We start from the raw sequence: 26,714 nt of genomic DNA, 5'->3' as shown, positions 1-26,714 counted from the left end.
GTATTCCTTTGGGTCCAAAAACCAACGCCGCCCCAAAAAAAAACACCACCCAAACAGCAAACGGTGGTCTGCCCACCACTGCACACCCCACCAACACTGACCGGCAGCCTGTGCGCACAATCCCCCCTTACCCTTACCCCTCCCCCTCCCTCACCAACTGCGGCAAAACCGGCAACTCCCCCGCCACTTCCGCAATCATCCTCCGCATCCAGACAACATCCGGCGCAGCATGACACCGCTCATGCCAAAGCTGATAAAACCGCATCCGCGGAAACACCACCGGCGAAGGCACCATCTTCAACGGCAGGTACTGTGCATAGTGCGCGGCAAACTGCCGCCCGGTGGTGAACACCATATCGGTCTTCATCAGCACATACGGCACCAGCCCGAAATACGGCAACGTAACCTGGATATTGCGCTTATACCCCTGCTCGGCCAGCGCCTGGTCAATCATGCTGCGCTGCATCGAAGCATAGGGCGCGGGCGCAAGATGAGGCATCTCCAGGTAATGCTTGAGGGTCAGCCCCTTGCGCGCCAGCGGATGCTGCGCACCCAGCATGCACACCACCTCATCATCGAACAGCGGCGAAATATGCAGATGCTCTGGCGGCGACAGCCAGTTGCCGACCACGATATCGAGTTGCCCCTGCTCCAGGCTTTCCAGGAAATCGCTCGACGAAGTCATCGGATGCACGAACAGCTTGGCTCCCGGCGCAAGCCGGCGCACACGCTCGACGATATTGGGCAGGAAGAAGGCGTCCAGGTAGTCCGGCGCCCCCAGGTGGAAGGTACGGGTAGTGGTGGCGGGGTCGAAATGCTGGGGCGGCCGGGCGATGCGGTCCATCGCCGCCAGGCTCTGCTCGGCCAGTTGCAGCAGCTCACGGCCGCGCTCGGTCGGCACCATGCCGCTCTTGCCGCGCACCAGGATGGCATCCCCGGTGATTTCCCTTAGCCGCTTGAGCGTATTGCTGATAGCGGGCTGCGACTGACCGAGCCGGACTGCGGTGCGGGTCACGCTCTGCTCGGTCAGCAGCGTGTGCAGCACCCGCAGCAAATAGGTATCGAGATGGTCGCGTCCGTGCATGGCGAGGGGGCGCCAGGCGCGCATGGCAGCCGGTGGCGTGGGGGGTGGGAACGGCGCATAGTGTATGTCAGGCACCCCGTCATTGGTCAAATCCGGCTGCCGCACTCCTCGTCAGCCGTGCAACGCTCTCCCCTCTTGATGGGGCATATCACCTGGGCCGAATATTGCATCATCGGCACCAGTGCTATGTTTGCCCCCATCACAAAGAGAGAAGACACCATGGAGACGCAAACCATCCGCTTTTACCACCGCGGCCAGGTCCAGGAGGTCGCCGATGCCCCCGTGACCCGCACCGTGCTGCAGTACCTGCGCGAGGACGCGCGCTGCACGGGCACCAAGGAGGGCTGCGCCGAAGGCGATTGCGGTGCGTGCACCGTGGTGCTCGGCGAACTGGGCGAGGACGGCCAGGTCGCCTTCAAGGCGGTCAATTCCTGCATCCAGTTCCTGCCTACGCTGGACGGCCGCGCCCTGATCACCGTGGAAGACCTGCGCCAGGCCGACGGCGCGCTGCACCCGGTACAGCAAGCGATGGTGGAGTGCCACGGCTCCCAGTGTGGCTTCTGCACCCCCGGCTTCGTGATGTCGCTGTGGGCGCTGTACCAGCAAAAGGCCGAGGACGCCGGCACCGGCCGCGCGCCGGCCCGCGAGACCATCTGCGACGCCCTCACAGGCAACCTGTGCCGCTGCACCGGCTACCGTCCCATTATCGAGGCCGGCCAGCGCATGATGGCGCTGCCGGCGCCGCAGGCCAGCAAGCTGGACCCGCGGCAGATCGCCGACACGCTGCGCTCGCTGCAACGCGAAGGCACGTTCCACTACAGCGCCGGCGGCCAGCACTTCTACGCGCCCCGCACGGCATCGGCTTTCGCCGCCATCAAGGCGACGGAGCCGGGCGCGCGCATCCTGGCCGGCAGCACCGACGTGGGCCTGTGGGTGACCAAGCAGTTCCGCGAGCTCGGCAACCTGCTGTACGTGGGCCAGGTGGCCGACCTCAACCGTATCGAGCAGGTGGACGGCGCCGTGGAAATCGGCGCGGCGGTCTCGCTGGAGCGCGCCTATGCGGCGCTCAATGCCACGCACCCCGAACTGGAAGAACTGTGGAAGCGTTTTGCCTCGCTGCCGATCCGCAACGCCGGCACGCTGGGGGGCAATATTGCCAACGGCTCGCCCATCGGCGACTCCATGCCCGCGCTGATCGCCCTTGGCACCGAAGTGGTGCTGCAGCGCGGCGAAGTGCGCCGCGCGCTGCCTCTGGAAGACCTCTACCTGGCCTACCAGAAGACCGCCATGGCCGAGGGCGAGTTCGTCGCGGCCCTGCGCGTGCCGCTGGCGGGGCCGGAGCACTTCCGTACCTACAAGCTGTCAAAACGCTTTGACGAGGACATTTCCGCTGTCTGCGCGGCCTTTGCGCTGACGCTGGAAAACGGCGTGATCCGCCATGCACGCGTGGCCTTCGGCGGCATGGCCGCCACGCCCAAGCGCGGCGCCCTGACGGAAGCCGCGCTGGTCGGCCAACCCTGGACCGAAACCACCGCCCGCGCCGCCATGAGCGCGCTGGCGCAGGACTTCACGCCGCTGACCGACATGCGCTCCACCGCCGCCTACCGCAGCCGTGGCGCCGCCAACCTGCTGTACCGCTTCTGGCTGGAAACGCGCGCCGACGCGCTGCCAGCCGCCGCCGTCAATGTCCGCGCCCCCGGCGCCGGCCAGATCGTCGCCACCGTCGCCACCGCATAAGGATAGATCGGCATGAACAAGCAAACCGAACCCTTCCTGCTCGACGCCGAGATCGAGGCCAAGGCCGCCGTCTCCACGCCACAAGTGGGCATTTCGCGCCCGCATGAATCGGCCCACCTGCACGTGGCCGGCACGGCCACCTATACCGACGACATTCCCGAGCTGGCCGGCACGCTGCACGCCGCCCTCGGCATGAGCACGCGCGCCCACGCCCGCATCAAATCGATGTCGCTCGACAAGGTGCGCGCCGCGCCGGGCGTGGTGGCGGTGCTGACCGCCGAAGATATCCCCGCCGCCAACGAGTGCGGCCCGATCATCCATGACGACCCCATCCTGGCCAACGGCCTGGTGCAGTTCATCGGCCAGCCGATGTTCGTGGTCGTGGCCACCTCGCACGATGCGGCGCGCCGTGCCGCACGCCTGGGCAATGTCGAGTACGAGGACCTGGCGCCGGTGCTGTCGCCCGAGGCGGCGCACCAGGCCGGCAGCTATGTGCTGCCGCCGATGCACCTGACACGTGGCGAGCCGTCCAGCCATATCGCCGGTGCTGCGCACCGGGAGCAGGGCAGTATCCGCCTGGGCGGCCAGGAGCAGTTCTACCTGGAAGGCCAGATCGCCTACGCCGCGCCGAAGGAAAACGACGGCATGCACGTGTGGTGCTCGACCCAGCATCCCACCGAAATGCAGCATGCTGTCGCGCATATGCTGGGATGGCACGCGCACCAGGTGCTGGTGGAATGCCGGCGCATGGGCGGCGGCTTCGGCGGCAAGGAATCGCAATCGGCCATGTTCGCCTGCTGCGCCGCGCTGGCCGCCTGGAAGCTGCTGTGCCCGGTCAAGCTGCGTCCGGACCGCGACGACGACATGATGATCACCGGCAAGCGCCACGACTTCGTCTTCGATTACGAAGTCGGCCACGATGCCGATGGCCGCATCGACGGCGTATCGGTGGAGATGGTTTCGCGCGCCGGCTTCTCGGCCGACCTGTCCGGCCCGGTGATGACCCGCGCGATCTGCCACTTCGACAACGCCTACTGGCTGCCGAATGTGCAGATCGACGGCTACTGCGGCAAGACCAACACGCAGAGCAATACCGCCTTCCGCGGCTTCGGCGGCCCGCAGGGCGCCTTTGCCATCGAATACATCCTGGACAACGTGGCGCGCACCGTGGGCCGTGATTCGCTCGACGTGCGCCGCGCCAACCTGTACGGCAAGACCGAGCGCAATGTCACGCCTTACGGCCAGACCGTGGAGGACAACGTCATCCACGAACTGCTCGACGAACTGGAAGCCAGCAGCGCCTACCGCGAGCGCCGCGAGGCAACGCGCGCATTCAACGCCGGCAGCCCGGTGCTGAAGAAAGGCATTGCCATCACCCCGGTGAAGTTCGGCATCTCCTTCAATGTGGCCCACTTCAACCAGGCCGGCGCGCTGGTGCACGTGTACAACGACGGCTCGGTACTGGTGAACCACGGCGGCACGGAAATGGGCCAGGGCCTGAACACCAAGGTGGCGATGGTGGTGGCGCACGAACTCGGCATCCGCCTGGAACGCGTGCGCGTCACCGCCACGGATACGAGCAAGGTGGCCAACACCTCGGCCACCGCCGCGTCCACCGGCACCGACCTGAACGGCAAGGCCGCCCAGGACGCGGCGCGGCAGATCCGCGAGCGGCTGGCTGCCTTTGCCGCGCGCCAGGCTGGCGTGGACGCGGACAGCGTGCAGTTCGGCGACGACCTGGTGGTGGCGGGCGAACTGCGCCTTGACTTCAGCGACCTGGCACGCCAGGCCTACGTGTCGCGCGTGCAGTTGTGGTCGGATGGCTTCTACACCACACCCAAGCTGTACTGGGACCAGTCCAAGCTGCAGGGGCGGCCGTTCTACTACTACGCCTACGGCGCGGCTTGCTCCGAGGTGCTGGTGGACACACTCACCGGCGAATGGCGCCTGTTGCGCGCGGACGTGCTGCACGATGCCGGCCGCTCGCTCAACCCGGCCATCGATATCGGCCAGGTCGAAGGTGGTTTTATCCAGGGCATGGGCTGGCTGACCACCGAGGAGCTGTGGTGGAACAAGGACGGCAAGCTGATGACGCACGCGCCTTCGACCTACAAGATCCCGACCGTCAACGACTGCCCGGAAGCGTTCACCGTGCGGTTGTTCGAGAACGACAACGCGGAAGACAGCATCCATCGCTCGAAGGCGGTGGGCGAGCCGCCGCTGCTGCTGCCGTTCTCGGTGTTCTTCGCGATTCGCGATGCGGTGGCCAGCGTCGGGGATTACAAGGTGAACCCGCCGCTGGTGGCGCCTGCGACGAGCGAGGCGATCCTGGATGCGGTGGATGCGGTGCGGGCGGCTGCGCCGGTGGCGCAGTGAGCCGCACCCTCTGACCCCGTAGTGACGTAACCAGCCTCACCCAAAGCATCAACCTAAAAAGGCATCACCATGCAGGACGCGCCCCTCAAACCCTTCCGCTTCGCCGACGCCACCCGCCTGGTGCGCGCCGGCGTGCCGGTGGCGATGGTCACCATCGCCGAAGTAAGAGGCTCGGCCCCGCGCGAGGCGGGCGTGCGCATGCTGGTGACCGCCGACGACCTGGTGGGCACCATCGGCGGCGGCCATCTGGAATGGCGCGGCATGGAGATCGCGCGCACCATGCTGGCCGAACGCGATGCGACGCGGCAGATCGTGCGCATCCCCCTGGGCCCGGCCCTGGGCCAATGCTGCGGCGGCGTGGTCCAGCTCGCCTTCGAGGTGCTCGGCGAGCCCGACCTGCCCTGGCTCGATGCGGTGCAGGCCGCCTTCTCCGCCGGGCGCGCGCTCACGCGCACCGTGCCGGCGGCCGGTCCGGTGCGGCACGCGGCGACGCAGGCTGTCACGCCCTCGGTGAGCTTGCAAAAGGATGGCGCCTGGACCGACGTCATGGTGCCCGATGAACTGCAGGTGGTGCTGTTCGGCGCCGGCCACGTCGGCCACGCGCTGGTCAAGGTGCTGGCCAACCTGCCGTGCCGGGTGCACTGGGTGGATGAGCGCGACACCTTGTTCCCGCCGGACCTGCCCGACAACGTCACCCCGGAAGCCACGGATACCCCCGAAGCGGTGGTCGACCATGCCCCGCCCGGTAGCTATTTCCTGGTGATGACGCACAGCCACGCCCTGGACCAGACGCTGTGCGAGCGGATCTTGCGGCGCAATGACTTTGCCTATTTCGGCCTGATCGGTTCCAAGACCAAGCGCGCGCGCTTCGAGCATCGCATGGCGGAGCACGGGATTGACCCTGCCCGCTTTGCGGAAATGACGTGCCCGATGGGCGTCTCCGGCATCACGGACAAGGCTCCGGCTATGATTGCGGTTGCCATCGTCGCCCAGTTGCTGCAGGTTCGCGACCAGCGTCTCGCCCATCTGGGCGCGCTGAGCGCCAACCGCGGCGGCCAGGCGGCGAACACGACGCAAACCAAGACCGCAAAAGGAACCCCATGACGCTCGATGCCGCGCTCGCAGACCGTATCCGCCTGACGCCCAAGGCAGAACTGCACGTCCATATCGAAGGCACGCTCGAGCCCGAGCTGATCTTCCGGCTGGCCCAGCACAACAAGGTCAAGCTGCCGTATGCCAGCGTGGAAGCCCTGCGCGAAGCCTACGCCTTCACCGACCTGCAATCCTTCCTGGACATTTATTACGCCGGCGCCAGCGTGCTGCTGACCGAGGACGATTTCTTCGACATGACGATGGCCTACGTGCAGCGCGCCGTGGCCGACAACGTGCGCCACGCCGAGATCTTCTTCGACCCGCAGACCCACACCGCACGCGGCGTGCCCATCGGCGTGGTGATCGACGGCATCTCCGACGCCCTGGCCCAGGCCCGCACCCAGTTCGATTTCTCCAGCAGCCTGATCCTCTGCTTCCTGCGCCACCTGTCCGAGGAAGACGCCTTCGCCACGCTGGAAGCGGCGCTGCCCTACCGCGACCGTTTCGTCGGCGTGGGCCTGGATTCCTCCGAGCAGGGCAACCCGCCGGAGAAATTCGCCCGCGTCTTCGCCCGCGCCCGCGAGCTGGGCCTGCGGCTGGTGGCGCACGCCGGCGAGGAAGGCCCGGCGCAGTATGTCACTGACGCGCTCGACATCCTCAAGGTGGAACGCATCGACCACGGCGTGCGCGCCATCGACGACCCCGCCCTGGTGGAGCGGCTGGCCCGCGAGCGCGTGGCGCTGACGGTGTGCCCGCTGTCCAACCAGAAGCTCAAGGTCTATCCCGACCTGCGCGACCACTCGCTGCACCGCCTGCTGGAAGCCGGCGTGCTGGTCACGCTGCACTCCGACGACCCCGCTTATTTCGGCGGCTATATGAACGCCAACTGGGAAGCCACCTTCGAAGCCCTGCCGCTGACCGCGGACGACGGCCACAAGCTGGCGCGCAATAGTTTCGAGGCGTCCTTCCTGCCCGCCACGCAGAAGGCCGCCTTCCTCGCCGAAGTCGACCACTTCTGGCAATCCCCCCTGCCCGCGACGGCCTCCACGGCCTGAGCGCGGTTCACACCAAGATGCCGGCGCGCCACGCGCGCGCCGGCGCACGACGAGACATCGCTATGACGACCACGCCCCCCACCCCGTCCATCACCCGCGCCATCCGTGGCCGCGTGCTGCACTTCCTGCGCGATCCGCAGTTTCATGACGACGCGTATCAGTATTGGGAAGACGGGGTGCTGGTTGTCACCGCCGGGCATGTCGCCGCGGTCGGCGACTACGCCGAGCTGGCCGCGCAGATCCCGGCCGGCGCCGAAGTGATCGACCGCCGCGGCAAGCTGATCGTGCCCGGTTTTATCGACACCCACGTGCATTACCCGCAGACCGACATCATCGCCTCGCCCTCGCCCGGCCTGCTGCACTGGCTGGAAACCTACACCTTCCCCGAGGAGCGCCGCTTTGCCGATCCGGAGTACGCGGCGGCGGTGGCGGGCTTCTTTGCCGACGAACTGCTGCGCAACGGCACCACCAGCGCCGTGGCCTGGAGCACCGTGCACATGGCCTCGGCCGACGCGCTGTTCGCCGAAGCGGACCGGCGCAACCTGCGCCTGGTGACCGGCAAGGTGCTGATGGACCGCAACTGCCCCGAATTCCTGCGCGACACCGCCGAGTCCGGCGCGCGCGATTCGGCCGACCTGATCTCGCGCTGGCACGGCAAGAACCGCCTGTCGTACGCGATCACGCCGCGCTTCGCGCCGACCTCCAGCGAGGCGCAGCTGGCTGCCTGCGGCGAACTGGCCAAGGCCTATCCCGACGCCTATATCCAGACCCATGTGGCGGAAAACCGCGACGAAGTGAAGTGGGTCGCCGAACTGTTCCCGCAGGCACGCAGCTATCTCGATATCTACGATCACTACGGCCTGCTGCGTCCGGGCGCGTTCTACGGCCACGCCATCTACCTCGACCAGGACGACCGCAAGCGCCTGGCCGACAGTGGCGCCGCGGTGGCGCACTGCCCCACCTCCAACCTGTTCCTGGGCAGCGGCTTCTACGATTTCCACCAGTCCGACGCCCATCGCCTCAACGTGACGCTGGCGACCGACGTGGGCGGCGGCACCTCGTTCTCGATGCTGCGCACCATGAATGCCGCGCACAAGGTGGCGCGCATGGGCGGCTATCACCTCACCGCGCTGCGCATGTTCTACCTGGCCACCCGCGCCGCCGCCGACGCGCTGGGCTGGAGCGAGCGCGTGGGCAGCTTCACGCCGGGCTGCGAGGCCGATTTCATCGTGCTCGATCCGCAGGCCACGCCGCTGATCGCCCGCCGCAGCGAGCGCTCGGAGACGCTGGAAGAGCAACTGTTCGCCTTCGCCATGCTGGGCGACGACCGTGTGATCGATGAGGTCTATGTGATGGGCGAGCCGGCAAGCGCGCCGGCCTCCGTCGCGCATTAACCATCACTTTTCACCAGGAAGCACCGGGTCCTGGCCACGCCGGCTTGACCCGGATCAACACCCCTGTCACGCAATCCTTCTAAGCTGTCACACCGTCGGCCCCTGTGGCCGTGCATCGCCAGTCCCGGGCACAGCCAGGTGCCCGACCCCGCGTTCGACAACTGAAGGTTTTTGAATGATTGCCACGCAGCAAGCCCCCTTTCCGGAGCCGATTTCCCCTGAAGCGCCCCTGCCCTCGCGCAAGATCATCCGCGGCTGGCTGATCCCGCTGGGACAGCGCAGCACCTCGCGCGCGCTGGCGCTGTTCGCGCTGGATACGGCGCTGTTCGTGGCCGCGCTGGCCGGGGTGGTGATGTTCTCCCACTGGCTCGCCAAGCTGGCGGCGGGCGTGCTGACCGGCATCATCATCGCCCGCCTGTTCATCATCGGCCACGATGCCTGCCACCAGAGCCTGACGCCCCGGCGCGGCCTCAACAAATGGCTGGGGCGGCTGACCTTCCTGCCGTCGCTCACGCCCTACAGCCTGTGGGAAGTCGGCCATAACGTGGTCCACCACGGCTATTCCAACCTCAAGGGCTTCGACTTCGTCTGGGCACCCTACTCGCTCGAGGAATTCCAGGCGCTGCCGCGCTGGCGCCGCGCGCTGGAGCGCGTCTACCGCAACGGCTTCGGCGCGGGCCTGTACTACCTGGTCGAGATCTGGTGGTTCAAGATGTTCTTCCCCAGCCGCCGCCAGATGCCCACGCGCCGTGCTGTCTTCATGTGGGACTGCACGCTGGTGGCGATCTTCGGCGCCGCCTGGATCGGCGCGCTGGCCGGGCTGGCGGTGGCCAGCGGCCAGTCGGTCGCGCTGCTGGTGGGCCTGGGCTTCGTCGTGCCCTTCCTGGTATGGAATTTCACCGTGGGCTTCGTGCTCTACGTGCACCACACCCATACCAGCGTGGCCTGGTACGAGACCAAGACCATGTGGGCACGCGCCCAGCCTTTCGTCTCCACCACCGTGCACCTGCGCTTCCGCTACGGCATCGGCGCGGCCCTGCATCACATCATGGAGCACACCGCCCATCACGTGGACATGAGCGTGCCGCTGTACCGCCTCAAGCGCGCGCAGGCGTTGCTCGAACACGCGCTGCCGGGCCGCATCATCATCCAGAACTTCACCTGGCGCTGGTACTTCCAGACCGCGCGCCGCTGCAAGCTGTACGACTTCAAGGCGCTGTGCTGGACGGACTTCCGGGGCCGGCAGACCAGCGCCAACGCGCCCGTGCCGGCATAAGCGCCGCGCCCCGGCCAGCCGCCGGGGTTACTTCGGCTCCGCGGCCGCCTTGCCGCTGACCTCCGCCATCCGCGCCCGCATGGCATCGGCCGAACCGATCTGGTGGAACAGCGGGCCGCCCGGCGCAAAGCTGTCAGCCGTCGCCAGCCGCCCGATCACCACCGGTTCGAAGCCGGCATCCCGCACCAGTTGCTCGCCAACGTGCAGCGCGGCGGGATCGTCGGCCGCGATCGGCACGGCAATCAGCCCCTCGGCGCGGTGATGCTCGCTCGCGAATTTGGTGGCGCCCATGAAGTTGAAGGCACGAACGATGCGCGCGCCGCGCAGGTACTTTGCAGTGGTAATGCCGATGCCCTTGCGCGACGCTTCTTCCGCGATGGCGCCATCGCGCGCCCGGATGGCATTGGTCGCATCCACCACGATCTTGCCGGCAAAGGCCTTGCCATGCTCGGCGGCGATATCGGGCAAGGCCTTGTATGGAACGGCCAGGAAAATCACCTTGGAAAAGGCCAGCGCCTCGGCCACCGTGCCCGCGCGGGCGAGCGGGCCGAGCTTGTCGACGAGCGGCTTGAGCTCTTCAGGATGACGCGAGGAGAACATCACAGGATGTCCCGCGCGCACCCACAAGCCGCCGACCGTTCCTCCGATACGGCCGGAGCCGATCACACCGATGGGAATCGGGCCGCCATCCGGGCTCGCCTGCGCGCGCAAGCGCACGGGCAACACGCCAAGCGCGAGCAGGGCAAAACCGAGACTGCCGCATAGCAAGCGGCGGCGCCGGTCAACCGTACCGGCCTGACCGGCGCAAGCCACGGCGGCGGCCCCGGCGAAGCCGGTGCGATCCGCACGGCCAGGCCCGAATACGGGACGATCGGGAAACGGCATGGCGAACTCCTCGATCCGGTGAGGATCACGATGCTGCGACACAGCAAAACGGAGCGCCCCGCCCTTCAGAAAGCCCGGTGCGTGGCGAAGCGCTTTCGGGGGCACCTTCAAACTCTAGGCGAAAAATGCAGCACCCGCGACAAGCCGCCTGCGCGGCCGCCGGTTCGATTTGGCATGCGCCGGGCCGTGCACTACAGTAAGTATCACTTGCATCACCCTGGACGGCGTCGGCCTGCGCGATGCCTTGGTGACCGTGCGCCGGAATCCGTGCGCTTGCGTCCTTGTCCCCACGGAGAAGGTAATGGCACCCGCCCTCCCCCGAGCGCGCAGCCCAGGCCGGACGGCGGCGAGGTGCACACTGCTGGCGCTGGCAGCCGGCGCCCCGGTGGCTCTGGCCGCCGAAACGGCGCTGGACTTGCCCGTCGACGAGGTACACAACCTCAAGGAAGTCACCGTGGTCGCGCCCGCGCCGCTGCCCTCGTTCTCCATCCCGCGCGAGGCGTTTCCCGGCAATGTGCAGACCGCCACGGATGCCGACATGGAGCGCGCCAAATCCGGCAACCTGTCCTCGTTCCTCGGCGAGAACATGGAGAGCGTCGTGATCAACGACGTGCAAGGCAACCCGTACCTGAAGGACATCCTCTACCGCGGCTACCGGCTCTCGTCCACCCTTGGCGCGGGCCAGGGCCTGGCGCTCTACCTCGACGGCGTACGCCAGAATTCGGCGCTTGGCGACGTGGTCGACTGGACCGCGATCCCCGAGGCCGCCATCAGCACCATTACGCTGGTGCCGGGCAGCAATCCGCTGTACGGGCTCAACGCGCTCGGCGGCGCGCTGGCGCTGACCACCAAGTCCGGCGAGACACACCCCGGCGTGGAAGCCGACCTGAGCGTCGGCAGCCACGGCCGCGCGCGGCTGGATGTCAGCGCCGGGCAGATGCTGGGCGACGGCTGGCACGCCTTCGTCGCGGGCACGGGATTCCGGGAGGACGGGTGGCGCGAACTTTCCGGCAGCTGGCTGGGCAATCTCTTCGCCAAGGTAGGCCGCTCCACCACGGACACGCAATGGAGCGTGAGCCTGCTTGGCAGCACCAGCAGCCTGTCCGGCAACGGCTTGCTGCCGGACAGCATCTATGGCGTCCAGCGCAATGCCATCTACACCGCGCCGGACATCACGCGCACACGCGCGCTCCAGGCGACGCTGAACGGCGCACACCAGTTCAATGCCGAAGACCAGCTGGCACTGACCGCCTATCTGCGCGTGGGACGCTCGCAGGCAACCACGGGCGACGTCAGCGGCGCCTACCTGGACCGCCTGCTCGACTGCCAGGGCAACGCCGGCGACGACGGGTGCCAGCCCGGCAATGCGCCTGCCAACGCCGTGTTCAATACCTCGACCGTCAACACGCATGACTACGGCCTGTCCGCGCAGTGGTCGCATACCGGCGACATCCACAGCGCGGTACTGGGCGCCGCGGCCGCGCTGAGCCGCGCCGCATACCGCCAGGACACACAGCCGGCCACATTCAACGCAGATCGCGTGGCGGTGGCGGACCCTGCTTCCTCGCCCACCACCGCGGCCTCGCTCGATGGCCGCACCACCACCTTCAGCCTGTATGCATCGGACACCATCAAGCTGTTGCCGCACAGTTATCTCACCGCGAGCGCACGCTGGAACACTTCGCGCACGCGCACCGAGATGACTTTGCCGAATGCCTCCGACGAGAGCTTCACGTTCTCGCGGCTCAACCCCGCGCTCGGCCTCTCGCACCAGTTGCTGAGCGGCCTCACCGTTTTCGCCTCGGCCTCGCAGGGCACGCGCATGCCCACCGCCATCGAGCTTGGCTGTGCCGACCCGGCCAATGCCTGCCAGCTGCCCACCGGCCTGCAGGCCGATCCTTACCTGCGGCAGGTGGTGTCGCGCACGTACGAATTCGGCGGCCGCTGGAAAGCCGCCGATGCCACCGACCTGACGCTGGCGCTGTACCGCAGCGACAGGCGCGACGACATCCTGTTCGAGCGCTCGCCGGTCAGCCCGCTCGGCTTCTTCACGAACTTTCCCAAGACCCGCAGCCAGGGCCTGGAACTCGGCTTGCGCCAGCGCCTCGGCCGTCTGACGCTGCGCGCCGGCTACAGCTACCTGCAAGCCACCTACCAGGCCGACGGCCAGATCCAGACGCCGTTCGCGGCGCCCGTCAACGTGCGCCCCGGCACCCGCATGGCCGGCGTGCCGCTGCACAGTTTCAAGCTCGGCGTGGACTGGCGCGCGACGGAAACCGTCACGCTCGGCGGCTCCATGATCGTTTCGTCCTCGCGGCCCGTTGCCGGCAATGAAGACGGTGCCTTGACCGCACAGGATCCGCGCCTCGCCAGCACCGCCGGCTTCGCCCTGTTCAACCTGCGCGCAAGCTGGCAGGTCGACCCGCGCTGGCAGCTCTATGCGCGGGTGGACAATATATTCGACCGCCGCTATGAAACCTATGGACAAGCAGGCCTCAGTGTATTTCCCGGCGGCACGCTGTTGCAGCCCGGCGCGTCGGTGCCGGCCGAGCGCTTCGTCGCGCCGGGCGCGCCGCGGCTGTTCCTGGTTGGGGTGCGCTACGAATGGGATGGACGTTAGCGGCTACCGGCGCACCGAAATTCCTTGGCAGCGACCACACCCTCGCCAAGAATAGAGCGACGCATGATTGCCATCCCTGGATGGCGTGAAGCCGGCCGTCACGGCGAGCAACGCAATCGGGAGGCGCGCATGGCCACGGAAAGGGAATATCGCAGGCCGGGCCGGACCACGCTGGCGCTGTGTGCCGCGCTCGCCTGCGCCGCGTGCGCGTGGCGCGCACAGACGCCTGTCTCCCAGCCCGCCACGGCCTATGTATCCAGCGAGACCGGCGGCATCGCGGTGATTGACCTCGGCCGGCTCGAAATCGCGCGCACCCTGGACACCGGCGGCAAGGGTCCGCGCGGCATCGGCATCAGCGCGGATGGCCGCTACCTGCTGGCCGCCAACAAGGGCACCAGCGACCTGTCCGTCATCGACACGCGCGACGGCCAGCTGGTCAGGCGCATACCGATCGGCAAGAACCCGGAATTCGTGCGCGTGTCCGGCGGGCAGGCCTTCGTCACCTACGAGCCCGGCGAGCGCAACGGGCCACCCGGAGCGGAACCCGCGCCGGCAGCCGGCAAGCCAGCCCAGGCCCGCGACGGCGCCCCGGTCCCGGCGGAAATCGCGGTGATCGATCTCAAGGACTGGCGCGTCACGCGCGCCATCCCCAGCGGGCTGGAAACGGAAGGCATCGAGTTCTCGCCGGACGCTCGCCTGCTGCTGGTCACCAACGAGGGCGACGACACCGTCTCGGTCTACGAGCGCGCCAGCGGCCGCCGCCTCAATCTGCTCAAGACGCCGCCGGGATCGCGGCCGCGCGGCATCAAGGTGAGCCCGGATGGGCGGCGCTATATCGTCACGCTCGAATCGGCGAACGCATTCCTGGTGCTCGACGCGGCCGACTACCGCGTCCTGCGCACGGTGCCGACGCGCGCCGGGCCCTACGGGGTCGCGTTCGACCGCGCCGGCGAACGCCTGTTCGTCGCGGCCTCGCGTGCCGACACCATCCAGGTCTTCGATGCGGGCAGCTATGAAAATATCGCCAACATCGCTACGGGCAAGCGCTGCTGGCACTTCAGCTTCACCCCCGACGACGCGCGGCTGCTGATCGCCTGCGGCCGCTCGAACGCGGTCTATGTGGTCGACGCGCGCAGCTACCAGCCGCTGCGGGAAATCGCCGGCGTCGCGCTGACCTGGGGCATCGTCACCTTCCCGAAAAGCCCCGGGACGCTGGATGCGCCATGAACGCCAGGGCACACGATTTCTCATCGCGCCGGCGTTCGTGGATCGCCCGCATATAGGCCGAAAGGCCAATTGACGCACCAGGGAATCGCGGACAAAGTGAATCAGTCTGGTGCGCAATTCCATGTCGAGACTGGCTCAGGAGCCTGCATGCCCCTCCTTCGGCGCGTCGTCAGAGTGCTCTTGCTGGGTACGCTTCCGTGGCTCATGGCCACCGGGTTGCCGGCGCATGCCGCGGACGGCGATACGCTTGCGCAGGCCAGGGCGCGCGGCACGCTGCGCTGCGGCGTCAGCGAAGGCATTGCGGGGTTCTCGGCGAAGGACGCCTCGGGCCGCTGGTCAGGCATCGACGTCGATTTCTGCCGCGCCGTAGCGGCCGCGGCCCTGGGCCAGGCGGACAAGGTGACATTCGTTCCGCTGAAGGCTTCGGGCAGGTTCCCGGCACTGCGCACCGGCGTGGTGGACCTGCTCAGCCGCAACACCACGTGGACCCTGGCGCGCGAGAGCACGCTGCGCGTGCAGTTCGCCGGCATTCTCTATTACGACGGCCAGGCGTTCATGGTGTCCAGGCAAAACGGGATCCGGTCGATTGCGGGACTCGATCACGCCACGGTCTGCGTCGAAAAGGGTACGTCCAGCGAAGACCATCTGGCGACCTACTCCGCGGCGAATCGCCTGAGCGTGAAACCGCTCGTCGTGGACTCCGCAACGGAGGTGGCCGACGCCTTTTTCTCGGGGCGCTGCAGCGCCTACACCGCGGACGCTTCCCAACTTGCGGCGGCGCGCGTGCGCGTCCGGGATGGGTCGCAAGCCTATGTCATCCTGCCCGAGCGGATATCGAAGGAACCGCTCGGACCGGTCGTGCGCAATGACGACCAGCGCTGGCTGACGCTTGTCCGTTGGGTACTCTTCTCGCTCATTGCCGCGGAAGAAGCCGGGATCACGCAAGCCAGCGCGAGTGAACGCATGCGGGATCCGGCGGTGGCCAGCGCATTCGAAGCCGGCGCGGACGCCAGCCAGGCGCTCGGCGTCGAGCCCGGCTGGGCCGCGCGCGCGGTGCAGAGCGTGGGCAACTACGGAGAATTGTTCGATCGCAATCTCGGCGCGAAAAGCCCGCTCGGTCTCGAACGCGGACTTAACCGGCTCTGGACACAGGGTGGCCTGATGTACGCGCCACCGGTGCGCTAGGTCCCATCGATGCAACGGGCAGCGGAGGCCGCCGCATGAGCGAACTGCAGATCTACATCGTCCTTGGCGTATTCGGGGCCGTGATTCTCGCCATCGCCTTCAACCTGATGGACATGGCGGTGGCCGCCCTGATCGGCGTGTGCGTCCTGATCGCCCTGGGGATCCTGAACGAGCAGGATCTGCTGAGCGCCACCCGCACCTCCGGTGGGCCGATCAGTCTGCTGTTCGGTGGCATGGTGGTGGCGCGCATCCTGTCCACCACCGGTATCTTCGACCGCATCGGCGACCTGTACCTGAGCGCCACGGGCGGAAGCGGCAGACGGTTCCTGCTGCTACTGATCGCGCTGGTCGCGCCCCTGTGCGCCTTCCTGCCGAACGCGACCACGGTCATCCTGATCGCGCCCATCATCATCCGGGTTGCCGTCGCCCTGGAAGTGGACATTGTCGGACCGATGGTGCTGACCGCCATCGTGAGCAATTCCGCCGGCCTGCTGACACTGGTGGGAGATCCGGCGACATTTCTCGTGGGCAGTTCGATCGGCATGACGTTTGGCGAGTACCTCCACCGCGTGAGCCTGGGTGGCGTCGTCGCCTTGCTCGTCATCGTCCCCCTGCTGCCGCTGCTGATGCCGGACCTTTGGCGCTTGCGGCGTCCGTTGCCGCCGCGCGCGCAGCCGCGGCAGCTCGAGCGGCCCGTCTACGCCGCGCTCTCGCTCGCCGTCCTGTTGACGATGGTGGGGCTGTTCGTTTTCGGCGAGCACCTGCCCACGCGGCTCGTGCCGCCCACGGTCGCGATGATTGCCAGTGCCCTCGCCCTGCTGGTCGGATATGAAGCCCGCTTCGAGCCGACCGACAGTGTGCTGCGGGACGTCGACTGGAAGACGCTGTTGTTCCTGGGGTGCATCTTCTGCCTGGTGCAAGCGGTGACCAAGACGGGGCTGATCCAGATCATGGCGCTGAAGCTCCAGGCGTCGTTCGGCACCCAGCTGACGCTCGTTGCACTAGTGATGATTGCGGCCATCGGCCTGCTTTCCAGCCTGCTGGCCAACGTTCCCGTTGCGGCGGCGTCGATCCTGATGGTCAAGGGCTACCTGGTCGCGGCGGAAGTGGTGCCCGACGCAGCGCTTGCCGAACAGTTCACCCAGTGGCCGGCGGCCACGATTCCGGTGTTCGTCGGCATGATGTTCGGCGCAACGCTCGGCGGCAATGCCACCCTCATCGGCGCATCGGCCAACATCGTGGCCGCCGGCATCTGCGCGCGCGAGGGCAAGCCGGTCACGTTCGCCACATATATGCGCTATGGACTGCCGATCACCGTGGCCCAGCTCGCGGCGTCGGCGGTCTATGTCATCGTGCTGACGCGGTTGATGCGCTGACGATGCTCAGGCCGGCGTCGGCACCACGCGGTAGTAGACGCCGTTGGCGCCGTAGGAGGGCTTGAACCACGTGTTGCCGCACAAATAGTATGTGCCGCCCTGAACCGTGGGCGTGATGCAGCCCGCCGGCAGCGTCGGGTAGATCGCCCCCATCGCAAACGCCGTGCTGGCCGGGGCGGCGGCAGCCGTCGCCCCGGCGACCACGCCGGCGTTGTAGGCATTGGATGTCGCGGCGGCCGTATTGGCCGATGCCACGGCTGCCCCTGCCGCCGCGCCGACCACCACACCCGCCGCGGCGGCGCCGGCGGTGGACCAGCCGCCGCAGTTGTAGCACCCGGACCCGTAGTTGTTCACGACGACCGGCGGATGGTATGCGGGGTACGTCGCGCCATAGTAGGGACTGTGGTAAGCCGTCGCCCCCGAGGCGCTCGTATAGCTCGTATAGCCGGAACCCGTGGCGTGATACGCCGTGCCACCGGACGCACTCGTGGCGCTGGTACCCTGGCCGTAGGTGTGGGTCGCGGTCCCGCCGTAGCGGTTGGTGGCTGTCGTCTGCCCCGAGCCTTCCGCGTGCGTGGCCGTGCCGCCGTAGCGGCCGGTCGCGGTCGTGCCCTCCCCGTAGGTGTGCGTTTCGCTGCCACCCCAGGCGTTGCTCCGGGTCGTGGAATCCGAGCCGGGCTCGTGCGATGTGCTGCCTCCGCGATAGTTGGCGTGCGACCACGCCCCCGCGGGACCGGTCACTAGCGCCGGGATCAGCAGCCCCATCAGATGCATGACGGCTTTCTTCATGATGCGCCTCATCATTGCCCCTTGGCAGGCTTGAACTTCGGAGGAGGCTTCATTCCCGGCCCACCCTTTGCATCCGGCGGCTCAAACGCAATCCGTGCCGCGCCGGCCGCGCTGGCCGAAACGAAGGCATTTGCGGGAACGGCGGCGTCCAGTTCCCAGTTGGAGAGTTCCAGCACATGGCGCAAGCGGGTACGGTCATTGAGGTAGACGGCGTAGATGCGGCGCGGCAGCTTGTCCTGCGTGCCGATCCAGGCTTGCACGAATACATCCCCGGTGACATACGCCACCATGTCCGTTGTTGTATTCCCGACCACACCTGACTGACCGATATAGAACGCGGTCTTCAGTCCGTCGGCGATGTCCTTGTAGGGATCCGTGACGATCACATCGGTGAACGGGAAATAGATCGCCGCGGTATCGTAGGCCTTCTGCAGCGCGGCGTCGATGGTCGGTGGCGCGTCCGCGACGGCGACGAGGTTCTCGGCTGGCGCAAGCGCCATCATGCTCTTGCCGTCATAGTAGAACTCAGAGGGCGGCCCGTCGCCGAGCGTGACGATCTTGAGCTTGTCCGGCCGCTGCATCACCACCTGCGATTTGGTGGAATAGACGAGCGGAGGACCGAGGCGGCTGGGACTCTCATAGGAAACGACCGCCGTGAAAGCCATTGTCCTGGCAGCGGCCAGGCGGGCACTCGCCCCTTTGAGGAGGTCTACCGCGCGTGGTTCGATGCCGGCCTGGAACGTCGGCGCGGCGGCCTTGGGCACCCGCTTGGCGGCGGCCTTCGGCGTCTTCTGCGCTGGCTGTGACTGCTGAGCAATGCCGTTCGCGGACAACAGCAGGCCCAGCGCCACAAAGGTTGCGCGCAACAGCAATCTCTCGTTAATCATCGCGGTCTCGGTGAGTGATTCAGCCTGGTGTAGCAACCGACGGCGATCATGGAATCATGCCGCACTCGAACATCTTGTTGACAATCGGCCCCGCCACTCTGTTGATGAACGCGCTGCGCATCTGCGGATCGTCGCGCAGCAACTGCACGGCTTCCTGCTCCTTCGCGGGCTTCGGCTGCCCCTGTTTCTGGGCTTTCTCCTGCCATAGCTGCTCGCAGGACGCGCGCTGGTACTTTTGAACGAGCTTCTCGGCGACCTCGTTCATGATCGGGTACTGAGCCCTGGCGACACCCGCAAACAGCAGCGCCGGCACCACCGCAAACCACAGCAGACGCCTGGTCATGATCTTCCTCACTTCGTCGTATCGATGATGGTGACGAGGCAGCAGATGCGCCGGGAATATCGCTTATGCTTCCGGACGCGCTACCTGGCCCTGGATTCCCTCGGCACGGGTCCGTCACGACCACACGCCAGGGAAGAGCCATTCCATCCATAGACTATGCAACCCGCGGGGGGGCCGATATAGGACCATGGTCCAATGCGCGAGACCGCCATCACGCGGCGAGATAATCGTGGACCACAGTGCCCAGCCCGAGCGTCAGGTCGGTCATGATATGCACACCCGAGATCACTTCGAGCACCGGCAGCGACGCAACCGGCGCGAGCGCGTGATGAAACAGTTCCAGCCCGGCCGGCCCCTCCCAGGCCCCCTTCACGGTGATGTCTTCGCAGAAGTAGCGCACCAGTTCGCAAATGCGGGCAGTGCCATCCACATGCGGAATGATCTTGAGCAGGAAATTGGGGGCCGACAGCGATGCCAGGATCTTGCCGTGGTCAAGCGCCCTGTGCTTGTACCCCATCGTCGCCACGGCTATCGGGACCGGCCCGTAGCGCAACACGCCGCCGATCGTATCCTTTTCGATGCGCAGCCGCGGCGATGCCAGCTTCTTGGGAAAGCCCCAGATTTCGCGGCCCGCCGCGATCGGCGATCCATCGTCGAGAAACATCGCGTGCACGTAGCCGCCGGTTTCGCCGCGAAAGCGCACCGGGATCACCTGGCCGCTTTCCGTATAGTCGCCGAAGCCGGTCGAATCCGGCATCCGGATAAATTCAAACTTTACGACCGGGTCGCTCATCTCCAGCGGAGCGGGAATGACGGCAGCCAGCGCGGCGGGATCGGTCCGGTAGGTAACGATCAGAAACTCGCGATTGATAAAACGATAGGGGCCCGGCGGGAACGCGGGACTCGTGAGCGGCATCGCGAAGGCGAGCCTCTTGATCTCTGCTTCGGTCATGGCGTGTGTTCCTGTTGACGGGGCGCTACGAGGTCATGTCGTAAATGCCGATCCCGCTGGTAAGCGCCAACGCTTCCTTCCACTTCGGACTGGCGACGGCGCTGCGTGCGTCCTCAAGCCCGCCGTTCCACAGGTCGGTCACCGTGGCGCGCGAGAACTCGTAGTCCTTGAAATCGGAGGATTGCGTGTTGTGCCGGTTGATGAAATGCAGCAGCGCGACTGTGCCGCGCGTGCTGATCGCCGTGAGCCGCTCCACATCCGGATCCGACTGCAGCGCCTTGGGCAATTTGTCGATCACACGGCGCAGTGCGCCGCGAAGGCTTTCGATTTCCCTGACGCGCGTCGTGTTGAAGCGCGTCTTGCTTGCATACTGGATGTCCTTGACTCGTTCCTGGACCTGCCGCAGGTTCTGCGGCATCTCGCCCGCCCCGCTGAATACATCGACCTGCAAGACCAGCGCCCCCAACCGGAAGTTCTCGTCGACGATGTACCACAGCGGCGAGTTCGAAACGATGCCGCCATCCCAGTACAGTTCCCCGTCCACCTCCACGGGCGGGAATCCCGGTGGCAGCGCACCGCTCGCCATCACGTGCTCGGGCCCGATCTGCATCTGCGCGTTGTCGAAGTAGACCGAGTTCCCGGAGCGCAGGTTGACCGAACCCAGCGAGAGCCGCACATCCTTGCGGTTGATCACATCGAAGTCGACCAGTTTCTCGAGTGTTGCCTTGAGCGGCCGTGTGTCATAGAAACTCAGGGCTTCAATGCTGCCGTCGGGTGCCAGGAAAGGCGGGGGAACCCGTGGCGTGAAGAAGCCAGGAACCCCGAACGTTACCGCGGATGCCGCGCTGAAGGCATTCAGCATCGGACGCCACGGATCCAGGTAGGCAGGTGGAACAAATGGCGCATGCGCCGACATCCGGTCCCAGAATTCGCTCAGGCGCTCCACGCGGCGCTCCGGCGCATTGCCTGCGATCAGCGCGGCATTGATCGCCCCGATCGAAACGCCGGCAACCCAGTCAGGCATCAGGCCGCAGTCGGCGAGTCCAGCAAAGATGCCCGCCTGGTACGCACCCAGCGCGCCGCCGCCTTGCAGGACGAGAATCGTATGGTCGAACTTTCCCCCGAGCGCGGCTGCATCCGAAGGGGTCGCTTTTTTTGGCTGCGCCATGATCGTTCCCGGGGAATGGGGCCGGTGGTGAGACGTGGTGAGATTGTGGAGCGCTTCACCCGCGACGACAGCGCCGCGCTCAGGGCCGTGCGCACAGCCAGGCTCCCTGGCGCCGGCCTGGCCCGCCGTGGCAAACGCAGGCACCAGAAGCGGAAAGCGGGACCATGCGGCCAGCCAAGTACCACTCCCTTGAAAAAATAGTCCGCGTGCAATGTGCCGGCAATTGGACCTTGGTCCCATTCGACCGCGAATTCGAGCATCCGGCAGGCCTCACCCGTTCGGGTAACGCCGCTTTCGTAACTTTCGCAATCGAGACTAATGCCTTTTACAAAGGGACGACAGCGCCTAAACTTTTTTTGCCTATATTCCACTTGATAACCGGTTCGCCCTGGCCGCCAGTGACGCTTCATTCACCCCGGCGACCTGTCGCAAGCCAGTATCCGCCAGCAGAAACGGCATTGCGTTGTGTTTCAGGAACGCAGTGGAGCAAGAAATCAAAGAGGGGTATGGGACAGGTTCGCTTCATGGCCCAGCGGAGATGTCCGGTAACGAGCACCTTGTTGCAACGGTGCAACCGCCTGATTCGACCGCATGCGCGCTGAGTTGCTCGTCTGCTCGCCGGCTTGCCGACGGCAGCGGGTTCGCGCAGGCCGCGCGAACCACTGACAGGGGAGCACGGCGCCATGACCATCGTTCAGACCGCTGCCGTCCTGGAGGCTGCGCTCATCGCATTGCTGTTGATGCTGCAGTTCCGACGCGCGCGCGACCGCCAGGCGCCCGCAACCAGGGATGCGCCGATCAACCCGGGCCCTGGCGCCGCAAGACCGCCGCACCGGCCTTTTCCTCTTACTTTTGACTTCCTGCGCGCCCGTGTCACCCGTGTCGCCAACGCAACCCGGGAGCAGCAGGCCGCAGGAGCGCCCGCGGAACAGCCGTGCCCTCGCGAGGCGCCAGGATCTCGCCAGTACTGGCGGCAGAGCTGGCGCCCCATCCGCGCGCGCCTCGCGGCCGCCGAGCGGTTCCGGCGAATCGCCGTTCACCTTGCGCCGCATGATGTCCCCACGCAAGCAAGCGGTGATCTGCATGAAAGCCCGCGCGAGGAGACATTGCGCCGCACGCTGGAACTGCTGCCGTTCGCCATACTGATGACGAATGCGCATGGCAGGATCGTGCTGGCCAATGCCGGCGTGGAAACGCTCTTCGGCTATCGCCAGGATGAGCTGATCGGCGCTAGCGCGGACACACTCGTTCCTGGATTGCAGGGCGCCACCGATCCCGCCCGCCGCGCCCGCACGGTGCACGCGCCGCCGGCCGGAGCGACAGGTGGTACGCGTGACCTGTTCGCGCGGCGCAAGGATGGCACCGAATTCCCGGCGGAAATCACAGCCAACCGCACTTCGTCCGACGGGGACCCGCTTACGCTGACAGTCATCATTGACCGGACAGAGCGGTACGAACTGCAGCGCAACAGGCAAGAGCTCGCCCACCTGACGCGCGTCTCCACGCTCGGAGAACTGGCAAGTTCGCTCGCGCACGAATTGAACCAGCCGCTCACGGCCATCCTGAGCAACGCGCAGGCAGCCCAGCGATTCATGGCGACGCAGCCGATCAATCTTGCCGAAGTGCGCGAGATCCTGCAGGACCTGGTCGAGGACAACCACCGCGCGAGCGAGGTGCTTCGCAGGATCCGTGCGCTCGTCAAGAAAGGCGAACTCGAGGCGGCGCCCCTCAGCCTTGCCCGCGTCATCGGCGACGTGGTCCTGCTGGTGCACAGCGACGCGATCGTGCGCGGCATCCGCGTGCTGCCGAATATCAATGCCAGCCTGCCCCCCGTGCAGGGCGACAGCGTCCAGGTGCAACAGGTCGTGCTGAATTTGTTGCTTAACGCCTTCCACGCGACAGAGTCCCGCTCGGCCCATGATCGCGAGATCGTGGTAGATGCCGCGCTCGATGGTGCCGGCATGGTGCGCGTCTCGGTGCGCGATCGCGGGCCCGGCCTCGCCGCCGACAAGCTGGACAAGCTCTTCAAGCCGTTCTATACGTCGAAGCGCGACGGGCTCGGGCTCGGGCTCTCGATCAGCCGCACCATTGTTGAAATGCATGGGGGCCGTATCTGGGCGGAAAACAACACTGGCCAGGGCGCCACCTTCCATTTCACCTTGCCCATCGCCGCCGAGGCCGAGCCGATTCACTCCGGACAACGACCATGAACCACGCCAAACCAACCGTCTTCGTGGTGGATGACGACGACGCAGTGCGCCGGGCGTTGACGCGCCTGATCCGCTCCGCAGGCTACCGGGCCGAAGGGTTCGGATCGGCGCTCGAGTTCCGTGCGTACCTCGAATGCGGTCCGTCCGCGGACCACAACGCCTGCCTGGTACTCGACGTGCAACTGCCCGACTTGAACGGACTGGAGTTTCAGCGTGAATTGCGCGGAGCAGGCATGCCGCTGTCGATCATCTTCCTCACCGGACACGGCGATATCCCGATGAGCGTCAGCGCGATGAAGGCGGGCGCGACCGACTTCCTGGTGAAGCCGGTCAGCGATACCGACCTGCTCAATGCCATCGAATCCGCTTTGGGGAGCGCGTCGCAAGCGCTCGCGAGCCGAATCGAAATCGAATCGATCCAAAATCGTATCGAACGGCTCACGCCGCGCGAGCGGGAAGTGCTGGCGCTGGTGGTCGAAGGCCGCCTGAACAAGCAAATGGCATGCGAACTGGGCACCGCCGAAAAGACCATCAAGGTCCACCGCGCCCGCGTGATGAAGAAGATGGAGGCACACTCACTGGCGGAACTGGTGCGGGTCACCGATAAGGCTGGCATCCAGCTTCCGCCCCCTCACCCGCCCCGGAGCCCTGAGTCAGTCACGGCCGCATGACAGCACCTGCCGGGCCTGCCCCCATCCGTGGATCTTCAGTTGCATCCCTGATGACGGGCAGTCTTGGCGCATGTCTTCCCGCTCGGACTCGTGTATACGCCCTTGCCATTCTTGGTCTTGGCCTCTCCACCCTTGCTCGTCTCTGTCGTCGTCACGCCATTCTGATTTTTTTCGGATACGACGGCGTTGCCCGTGTTCCGGTTATATGCACCAGCCGATTCTCCATTGTTGCACTCGACAACACCACGCGCGTTCGTGGTGCATTCGGCAAACGCGTTCGAACAAAGCATCACGCATGCCAACAAAGCTAGAACTCTCATGGCTACCCCTTGTCATGGCCGGCACAAACACCTTGCGCCATCGCATCCTCTGCTACAGAGTAGATCATTTCCACCGGCTTCCCATGCCTCTGGCAAAGACATGCCGATTGACTCGCCCTCCACGCAATCAAAGTCGGCTGAAGCGCGCAGATGGCGCGCGGAGCGGGCAGCATTGACGACACATGCCGTGCGGCGCCTCCGGTACGCGAGCGCCGGCATGATCCTCCTTTGGGCAGCCTCCGGGTCTGCGCAGGAAATGGAGCCGCGCGCCTATTCCGCCGTGCCGGTCGGAACGAACTTCCTGCTGGTCAACTATGCGCGATCGAGCGGCGAGGTCTTGCTGGATCCTTCGCTGCCGGTTACAGACCTGCAAGCCACGATCAATACCTACGCGGCCGGCTATTCCCATAGCTTCGGGATTGCGGGACGTACGGCGAGCGTCGCGTTATTGGTTCCTTACGCCAATGCGGACCTGACCGGCAACGTCGAGGGCGCGCCCGGGCACGCCTACCGGTCAGGCATGGGTGACATCAGGATGAGATTTGCCGTGATTCTGCTGGGTGGCGAGGCGCTCACTCCGGAGCAATTCGCGCGACGCAGCCCCACCGCTTCACTCGGCGCCAGCCTCAGCGTGGTCGCGCCGACCGGCCAGTACCTGCCATCGCGCCTGGTGAACGTGGGTTCGAATCGTTGGGCATTCAAGCCCGAGATCGGGTTGTCCCAGCCACTCGGCAACTGGTTCGTGGAGGGTATGGCGGGCGTGTGGTTCTTCACCGACAACAACGACTTCTTCGGCGGCCGTCGGCGCAGCCAGGAACCGCTGCCTGTATTCCAATGGCACGGAGGCTATAACTGGCGACCCGGCCTTTGGCTCGCTACGGACGTGACGTATTTCACTGGCGGCCAGACAAGCGTAAATGGCGCTCAGGGCCAGGATCTGCAGCGCACTGTGCGCTACGGCGCCACGCTGTCCGTTCCGCTCGCGGCGCAATGGTCCGCGAAGCTCGCGTGGTCGCGTGGGCTGACAGCACGCATCGGCGGCAACTTCCAGACCGTTTCCATTACGCTTCAATACCGGTGGTTTGACCGCTGACCTACTGGCCGAGATGGGCGAGCGCGTCGCGCATGGGTGCAAGCGACACGGTGACCATGCCGTTGAGCGGCGTGCTCATTTCCTCGATCAGGAAAATCGCCCCCGAAGTCGATAGCGCGCACAACATCAGGGCGGCAATAATGGTCCCGTTGCGGTCGGCGAACATGCCAAAGGTGCCGAACACGATGGAGAGCCACAGCACCAGCACGATCAGCAAGGATACCGGGATCGTAGACTTCATCTGCAGCAACGCGAGCCAGCGCGCAGCAAACGCGGTATCGAGAATCTGGAGGGCTTGCGCCTTCAGTTGACGCTGTTGATCGTCGCGGGGCGCCAGTGCCTCCAGCGTGCGCTGGAAGTCCTCCAGCTTGGCGACCGCCTCGGCGTCGCCCAGCCTGCCCACCAGTGCCGCGTCTCCGGACCCGAGGATCTGGACCTTTTCAGCGTAGATACTCTTAAGCAAGCCCCGGACCTCCCGCGTTTCCGGCCCATACTTGGCCAGTACGCGATCGAGGTGGATGACGCTGGCGGAATTCTGCACCAGCTCGGCGCTGGTGGTGTCAAACGTGCCCTTTGCCGACGACACCAGCAGCCCGAGCACCAGCGCGGCCATCGTTGCGATCAGGCCGGTCGCCATCTTGACAACATTGATGGACTGATCACTGAGGTGGTGTGGCGGCAGTATGGCGCGCGCCCACATGCCAACCAGCGAACTGCCGAATACACACCCGAATACGATCAGGGCGATGACGAGGTGGTTCATGCTTCAACCCTCCGCATGTGGTCACGGGCACGGCGCCCGTGGGTATCCAAAGAGGTACCCAACACTACGGCAGTCCGGCAGACCCGGTCCTGGCCATCGATCCGCCAGGATTCCCACCGCGTTACGCGGCATGCTCCCCAGATGGCTGGCAGGACACATTGCCATGGCACGCATGGCGATGGAGCGGCATTGGAAAAGAGGGACACTCCCA

At 66.2% G+C, this 26,714-nt stretch carries 21 protein-coding genes; 13 read left to right on the top strand and 8 right to left on the bottom strand.

The annotated features are described in order from the left end of the window. Positions 1 to 133 precede the first annotated feature (133 nt). The gene (locus CF70_RS01900) at positions 134 to 1,084 is read right to left on the bottom strand and encodes a LysR substrate-binding domain-containing protein (RefSeq protein WP_035859564.1); all 951 of its coding nucleotides are present in this window, start codon (positions 1,082 to 1,084) and stop codon (positions 134 to 136) included. Positions 1,085 to 1,303: 219 nt separating this feature from the next. On the opposite strand from CF70_RS01900, the gene xdhA reads away from it, so the two are divergent. The 6 genes from xdhA (at position 1,304) to CF70_RS01870 (ending at position 10,014) form a co-directional block, all read left to right on the top strand. Continuing rightward, entirely contained in the window at positions 1,304 to 2,821 is a 1,518-nt protein-coding gene (gene xdhA, locus CF70_RS01895; RefSeq protein WP_035859562.1) for a xanthine dehydrogenase small subunit, read from the top strand. Positions 2,822 to 2,833: 12 nt separating this feature from the next. Next, the gene (xdhB, locus tag CF70_RS01890) at positions 2,834 to 5,197 is read left to right on the top strand and encodes a xanthine dehydrogenase molybdopterin binding subunit (RefSeq protein WP_035859512.1); all 2,364 of its coding nucleotides are present in this window, start codon (positions 2,834 to 2,836) and stop codon (positions 5,195 to 5,197) included. Between the two features lie 69 nt (positions 5,198 to 5,266). Next, entirely contained in the window at positions 5,267 to 6,301 is a 1,035-nt protein-coding gene (xdhC, locus tag CF70_RS01885; protein ID WP_035859511.1) for a xanthine dehydrogenase accessory protein XdhC, read from the top strand. Then, positions 6,298 to 7,344 carry an adenosine deaminase gene (locus CF70_RS01880; protein ID WP_035859510.1) on the top strand — a complete coding sequence of 349 codons (1,047 nt, stop codon included), beginning with the start codon at positions 6,298 to 6,300 and terminating at the stop codon, positions 7,342 to 7,344. Before xdhC ends, CF70_RS01880 begins: the two co-directional genes overlap by 4 nt. 62 nt (positions 7,345 to 7,406) lie before the next feature. Beyond that, positions 7,407 to 8,738 (top strand): guanine deaminase, encoded by a 1,332-nt coding sequence (gene guaD / locus CF70_RS01875; protein WP_035859509.1) that lies wholly within the window; start codon positions 7,407 to 7,409, stop codon positions 8,736 to 8,738. A gap of 175 nt (positions 8,739 to 8,913) precedes the next feature. After that, complete coding sequence (locus CF70_RS01870) at positions 8,914 to 10,014, top strand: fatty acid desaturase (RefSeq protein ID WP_035859508.1); 1,101 nt, start codon at positions 8,914 to 8,916, stop codon at positions 10,012 to 10,014. A 27-nt stretch (positions 10,015 to 10,041) separates the two neighbouring features. Here the strand turns inward: CF70_RS01870 and CF70_RS01865 are convergent, their stop codons facing one another. Then, positions 10,042 to 10,899 (bottom strand): NADPH-dependent F420 reductase, encoded by an 858-nt coding sequence (locus tag CF70_RS01865; RefSeq protein ID WP_081861991.1) that lies wholly within the window; start codon positions 10,897 to 10,899, stop codon positions 10,042 to 10,044. Positions 10,900 to 11,200: 301 nt separating this feature from the next. Between CF70_RS01865 and CF70_RS01860 the strand changes: the two genes are divergently transcribed. From CF70_RS01860 to CF70_RS01845, 4 genes are all read left to right on the top strand, one after another. After that, entirely contained in the window at positions 11,201 to 13,519 is a 2,319-nt protein-coding gene (locus CF70_RS01860; RefSeq protein ID WP_035859507.1) for a TonB-dependent receptor, read from the top strand. Positions 13,520 to 13,648: 129 nt separating this feature from the next. After that, positions 13,649 to 14,746, top strand: coding sequence for a beta-propeller fold lactonase family protein (locus CF70_RS01855; RefSeq protein WP_035859559.1), 1,098 nt, complete (start codon positions 13,649 to 13,651; stop codon positions 14,744 to 14,746). Between the two features lie 147 nt (positions 14,747 to 14,893). Further along, positions 14,894 to 15,931, top strand: a complete 1,038-nt coding sequence (locus CF70_RS01850) for an amino acid ABC transporter substrate-binding protein (protein ID WP_035859506.1) — start codon at positions 14,894 to 14,896, stop codon at positions 15,929 to 15,931. Between the two features lie 35 nt (positions 15,932 to 15,966). Further along, on the top strand, positions 15,967 to 17,307 hold the full coding sequence (locus CF70_RS01845) for an SLC13 family permease (RefSeq protein ID WP_035859505.1): 1,341 nt from the start codon (positions 15,967 to 15,969) through the stop codon (positions 17,305 to 17,307). A gap of 6 nt (positions 17,308 to 17,313) precedes the next feature. Here the strand turns inward: CF70_RS01845 and CF70_RS01840 are convergent, their stop codons facing one another. The 5 genes from CF70_RS01840 to CF70_RS01820 form a co-directional block, all read right to left on the bottom strand. Then, positions 17,314 to 18,096, bottom strand: coding sequence for a hypothetical protein (locus CF70_RS01840; protein WP_035859557.1), 783 nt, complete (start codon positions 18,094 to 18,096; stop codon positions 17,314 to 17,316). An 11-nt stretch (positions 18,097 to 18,107) separates the two neighbouring features. Then, positions 18,108 to 18,947, bottom strand: coding sequence for a DUF2092 domain-containing protein (locus CF70_RS01835; protein WP_235184847.1), 840 nt, complete (start codon positions 18,945 to 18,947; stop codon positions 18,108 to 18,110). 82 nt (positions 18,948 to 19,029) lie between these two features. After that, positions 19,030 to 19,326, bottom strand: a complete 297-nt coding sequence (locus CF70_RS01830; protein WP_035859503.1) for a hypothetical protein — start codon at positions 19,324 to 19,326, stop codon at positions 19,030 to 19,032. Positions 19,327 to 19,537: 211 nt separating this feature from the next. After that, positions 19,538 to 20,278: an acetoacetate decarboxylase gene (locus CF70_RS01825; protein ID WP_035859502.1), complete on the bottom strand. Its 741-nt coding sequence runs from the start codon at positions 20,276 to 20,278 to the stop codon at positions 19,538 to 19,540. A 25-nt stretch (positions 20,279 to 20,303) separates the two neighbouring features. Beyond that, the gene (locus CF70_RS01820) at positions 20,304 to 21,446 is read right to left on the bottom strand and encodes a patatin-like phospholipase family protein (RefSeq protein WP_035859501.1); all 1,143 of its coding nucleotides are present in this window, start codon (positions 21,444 to 21,446) and stop codon (positions 20,304 to 20,306) included. A 683-nt stretch (positions 21,447 to 22,129) separates the two neighbouring features. Between CF70_RS01820 and CF70_RS01815 the strand changes: the two genes are divergently transcribed. The 3 genes from CF70_RS01815 to CF70_RS01805 all read left to right on the top strand — a co-directional run bounded on the left by CF70_RS01815 (position 22,130) and on the right by CF70_RS01805 (position 25,740). Further along, positions 22,130 to 23,656: a two-component system sensor histidine kinase NtrB gene (locus CF70_RS01815; protein WP_051647966.1), complete on the top strand. Its 1,527-nt coding sequence runs from the start codon at positions 22,130 to 22,132 to the stop codon at positions 23,654 to 23,656. After that, complete coding sequence (locus CF70_RS01810) at positions 23,653 to 24,327, top strand: response regulator transcription factor (protein WP_051647965.1); 675 nt, start codon at positions 23,653 to 23,655, stop codon at positions 24,325 to 24,327. The genes CF70_RS01815 and CF70_RS01810 overlap by 4 nt, the downstream gene beginning before the upstream one ends. A gap of 537 nt (positions 24,328 to 24,864) precedes the next feature. Beyond that, the gene (locus tag CF70_RS01805) at positions 24,865 to 25,740 is read left to right on the top strand and encodes a transporter (protein WP_035859500.1); all 876 of its coding nucleotides are present in this window, start codon (positions 24,865 to 24,867) and stop codon (positions 25,738 to 25,740) included. Position 25,741: 1 nt separating this feature from the next. Here the strand turns inward: CF70_RS01805 and CF70_RS01800 are convergent, their stop codons facing one another. Next, on the bottom strand, positions 25,742 to 26,503 hold the full coding sequence (locus CF70_RS01800; RefSeq protein ID WP_035859499.1) for a hypothetical protein: 762 nt from the start codon (positions 26,501 to 26,503) through the stop codon (positions 25,742 to 25,744). Positions 26,504 to 26,714 lie beyond the last annotated feature (211 nt).

Source organism: Cupriavidus sp. SK-3, from assembly GCF_000611145.1.
In the GTDB taxonomy this organism is placed as follows: domain Bacteria; phylum Pseudomonadota; class Gammaproteobacteria; order Burkholderiales; family Burkholderiaceae; genus Cupriavidus.
Note: the sequence above shows the minus strand (reverse complement) of the source record. Positions and strands in the feature narration are given on the sequence as shown.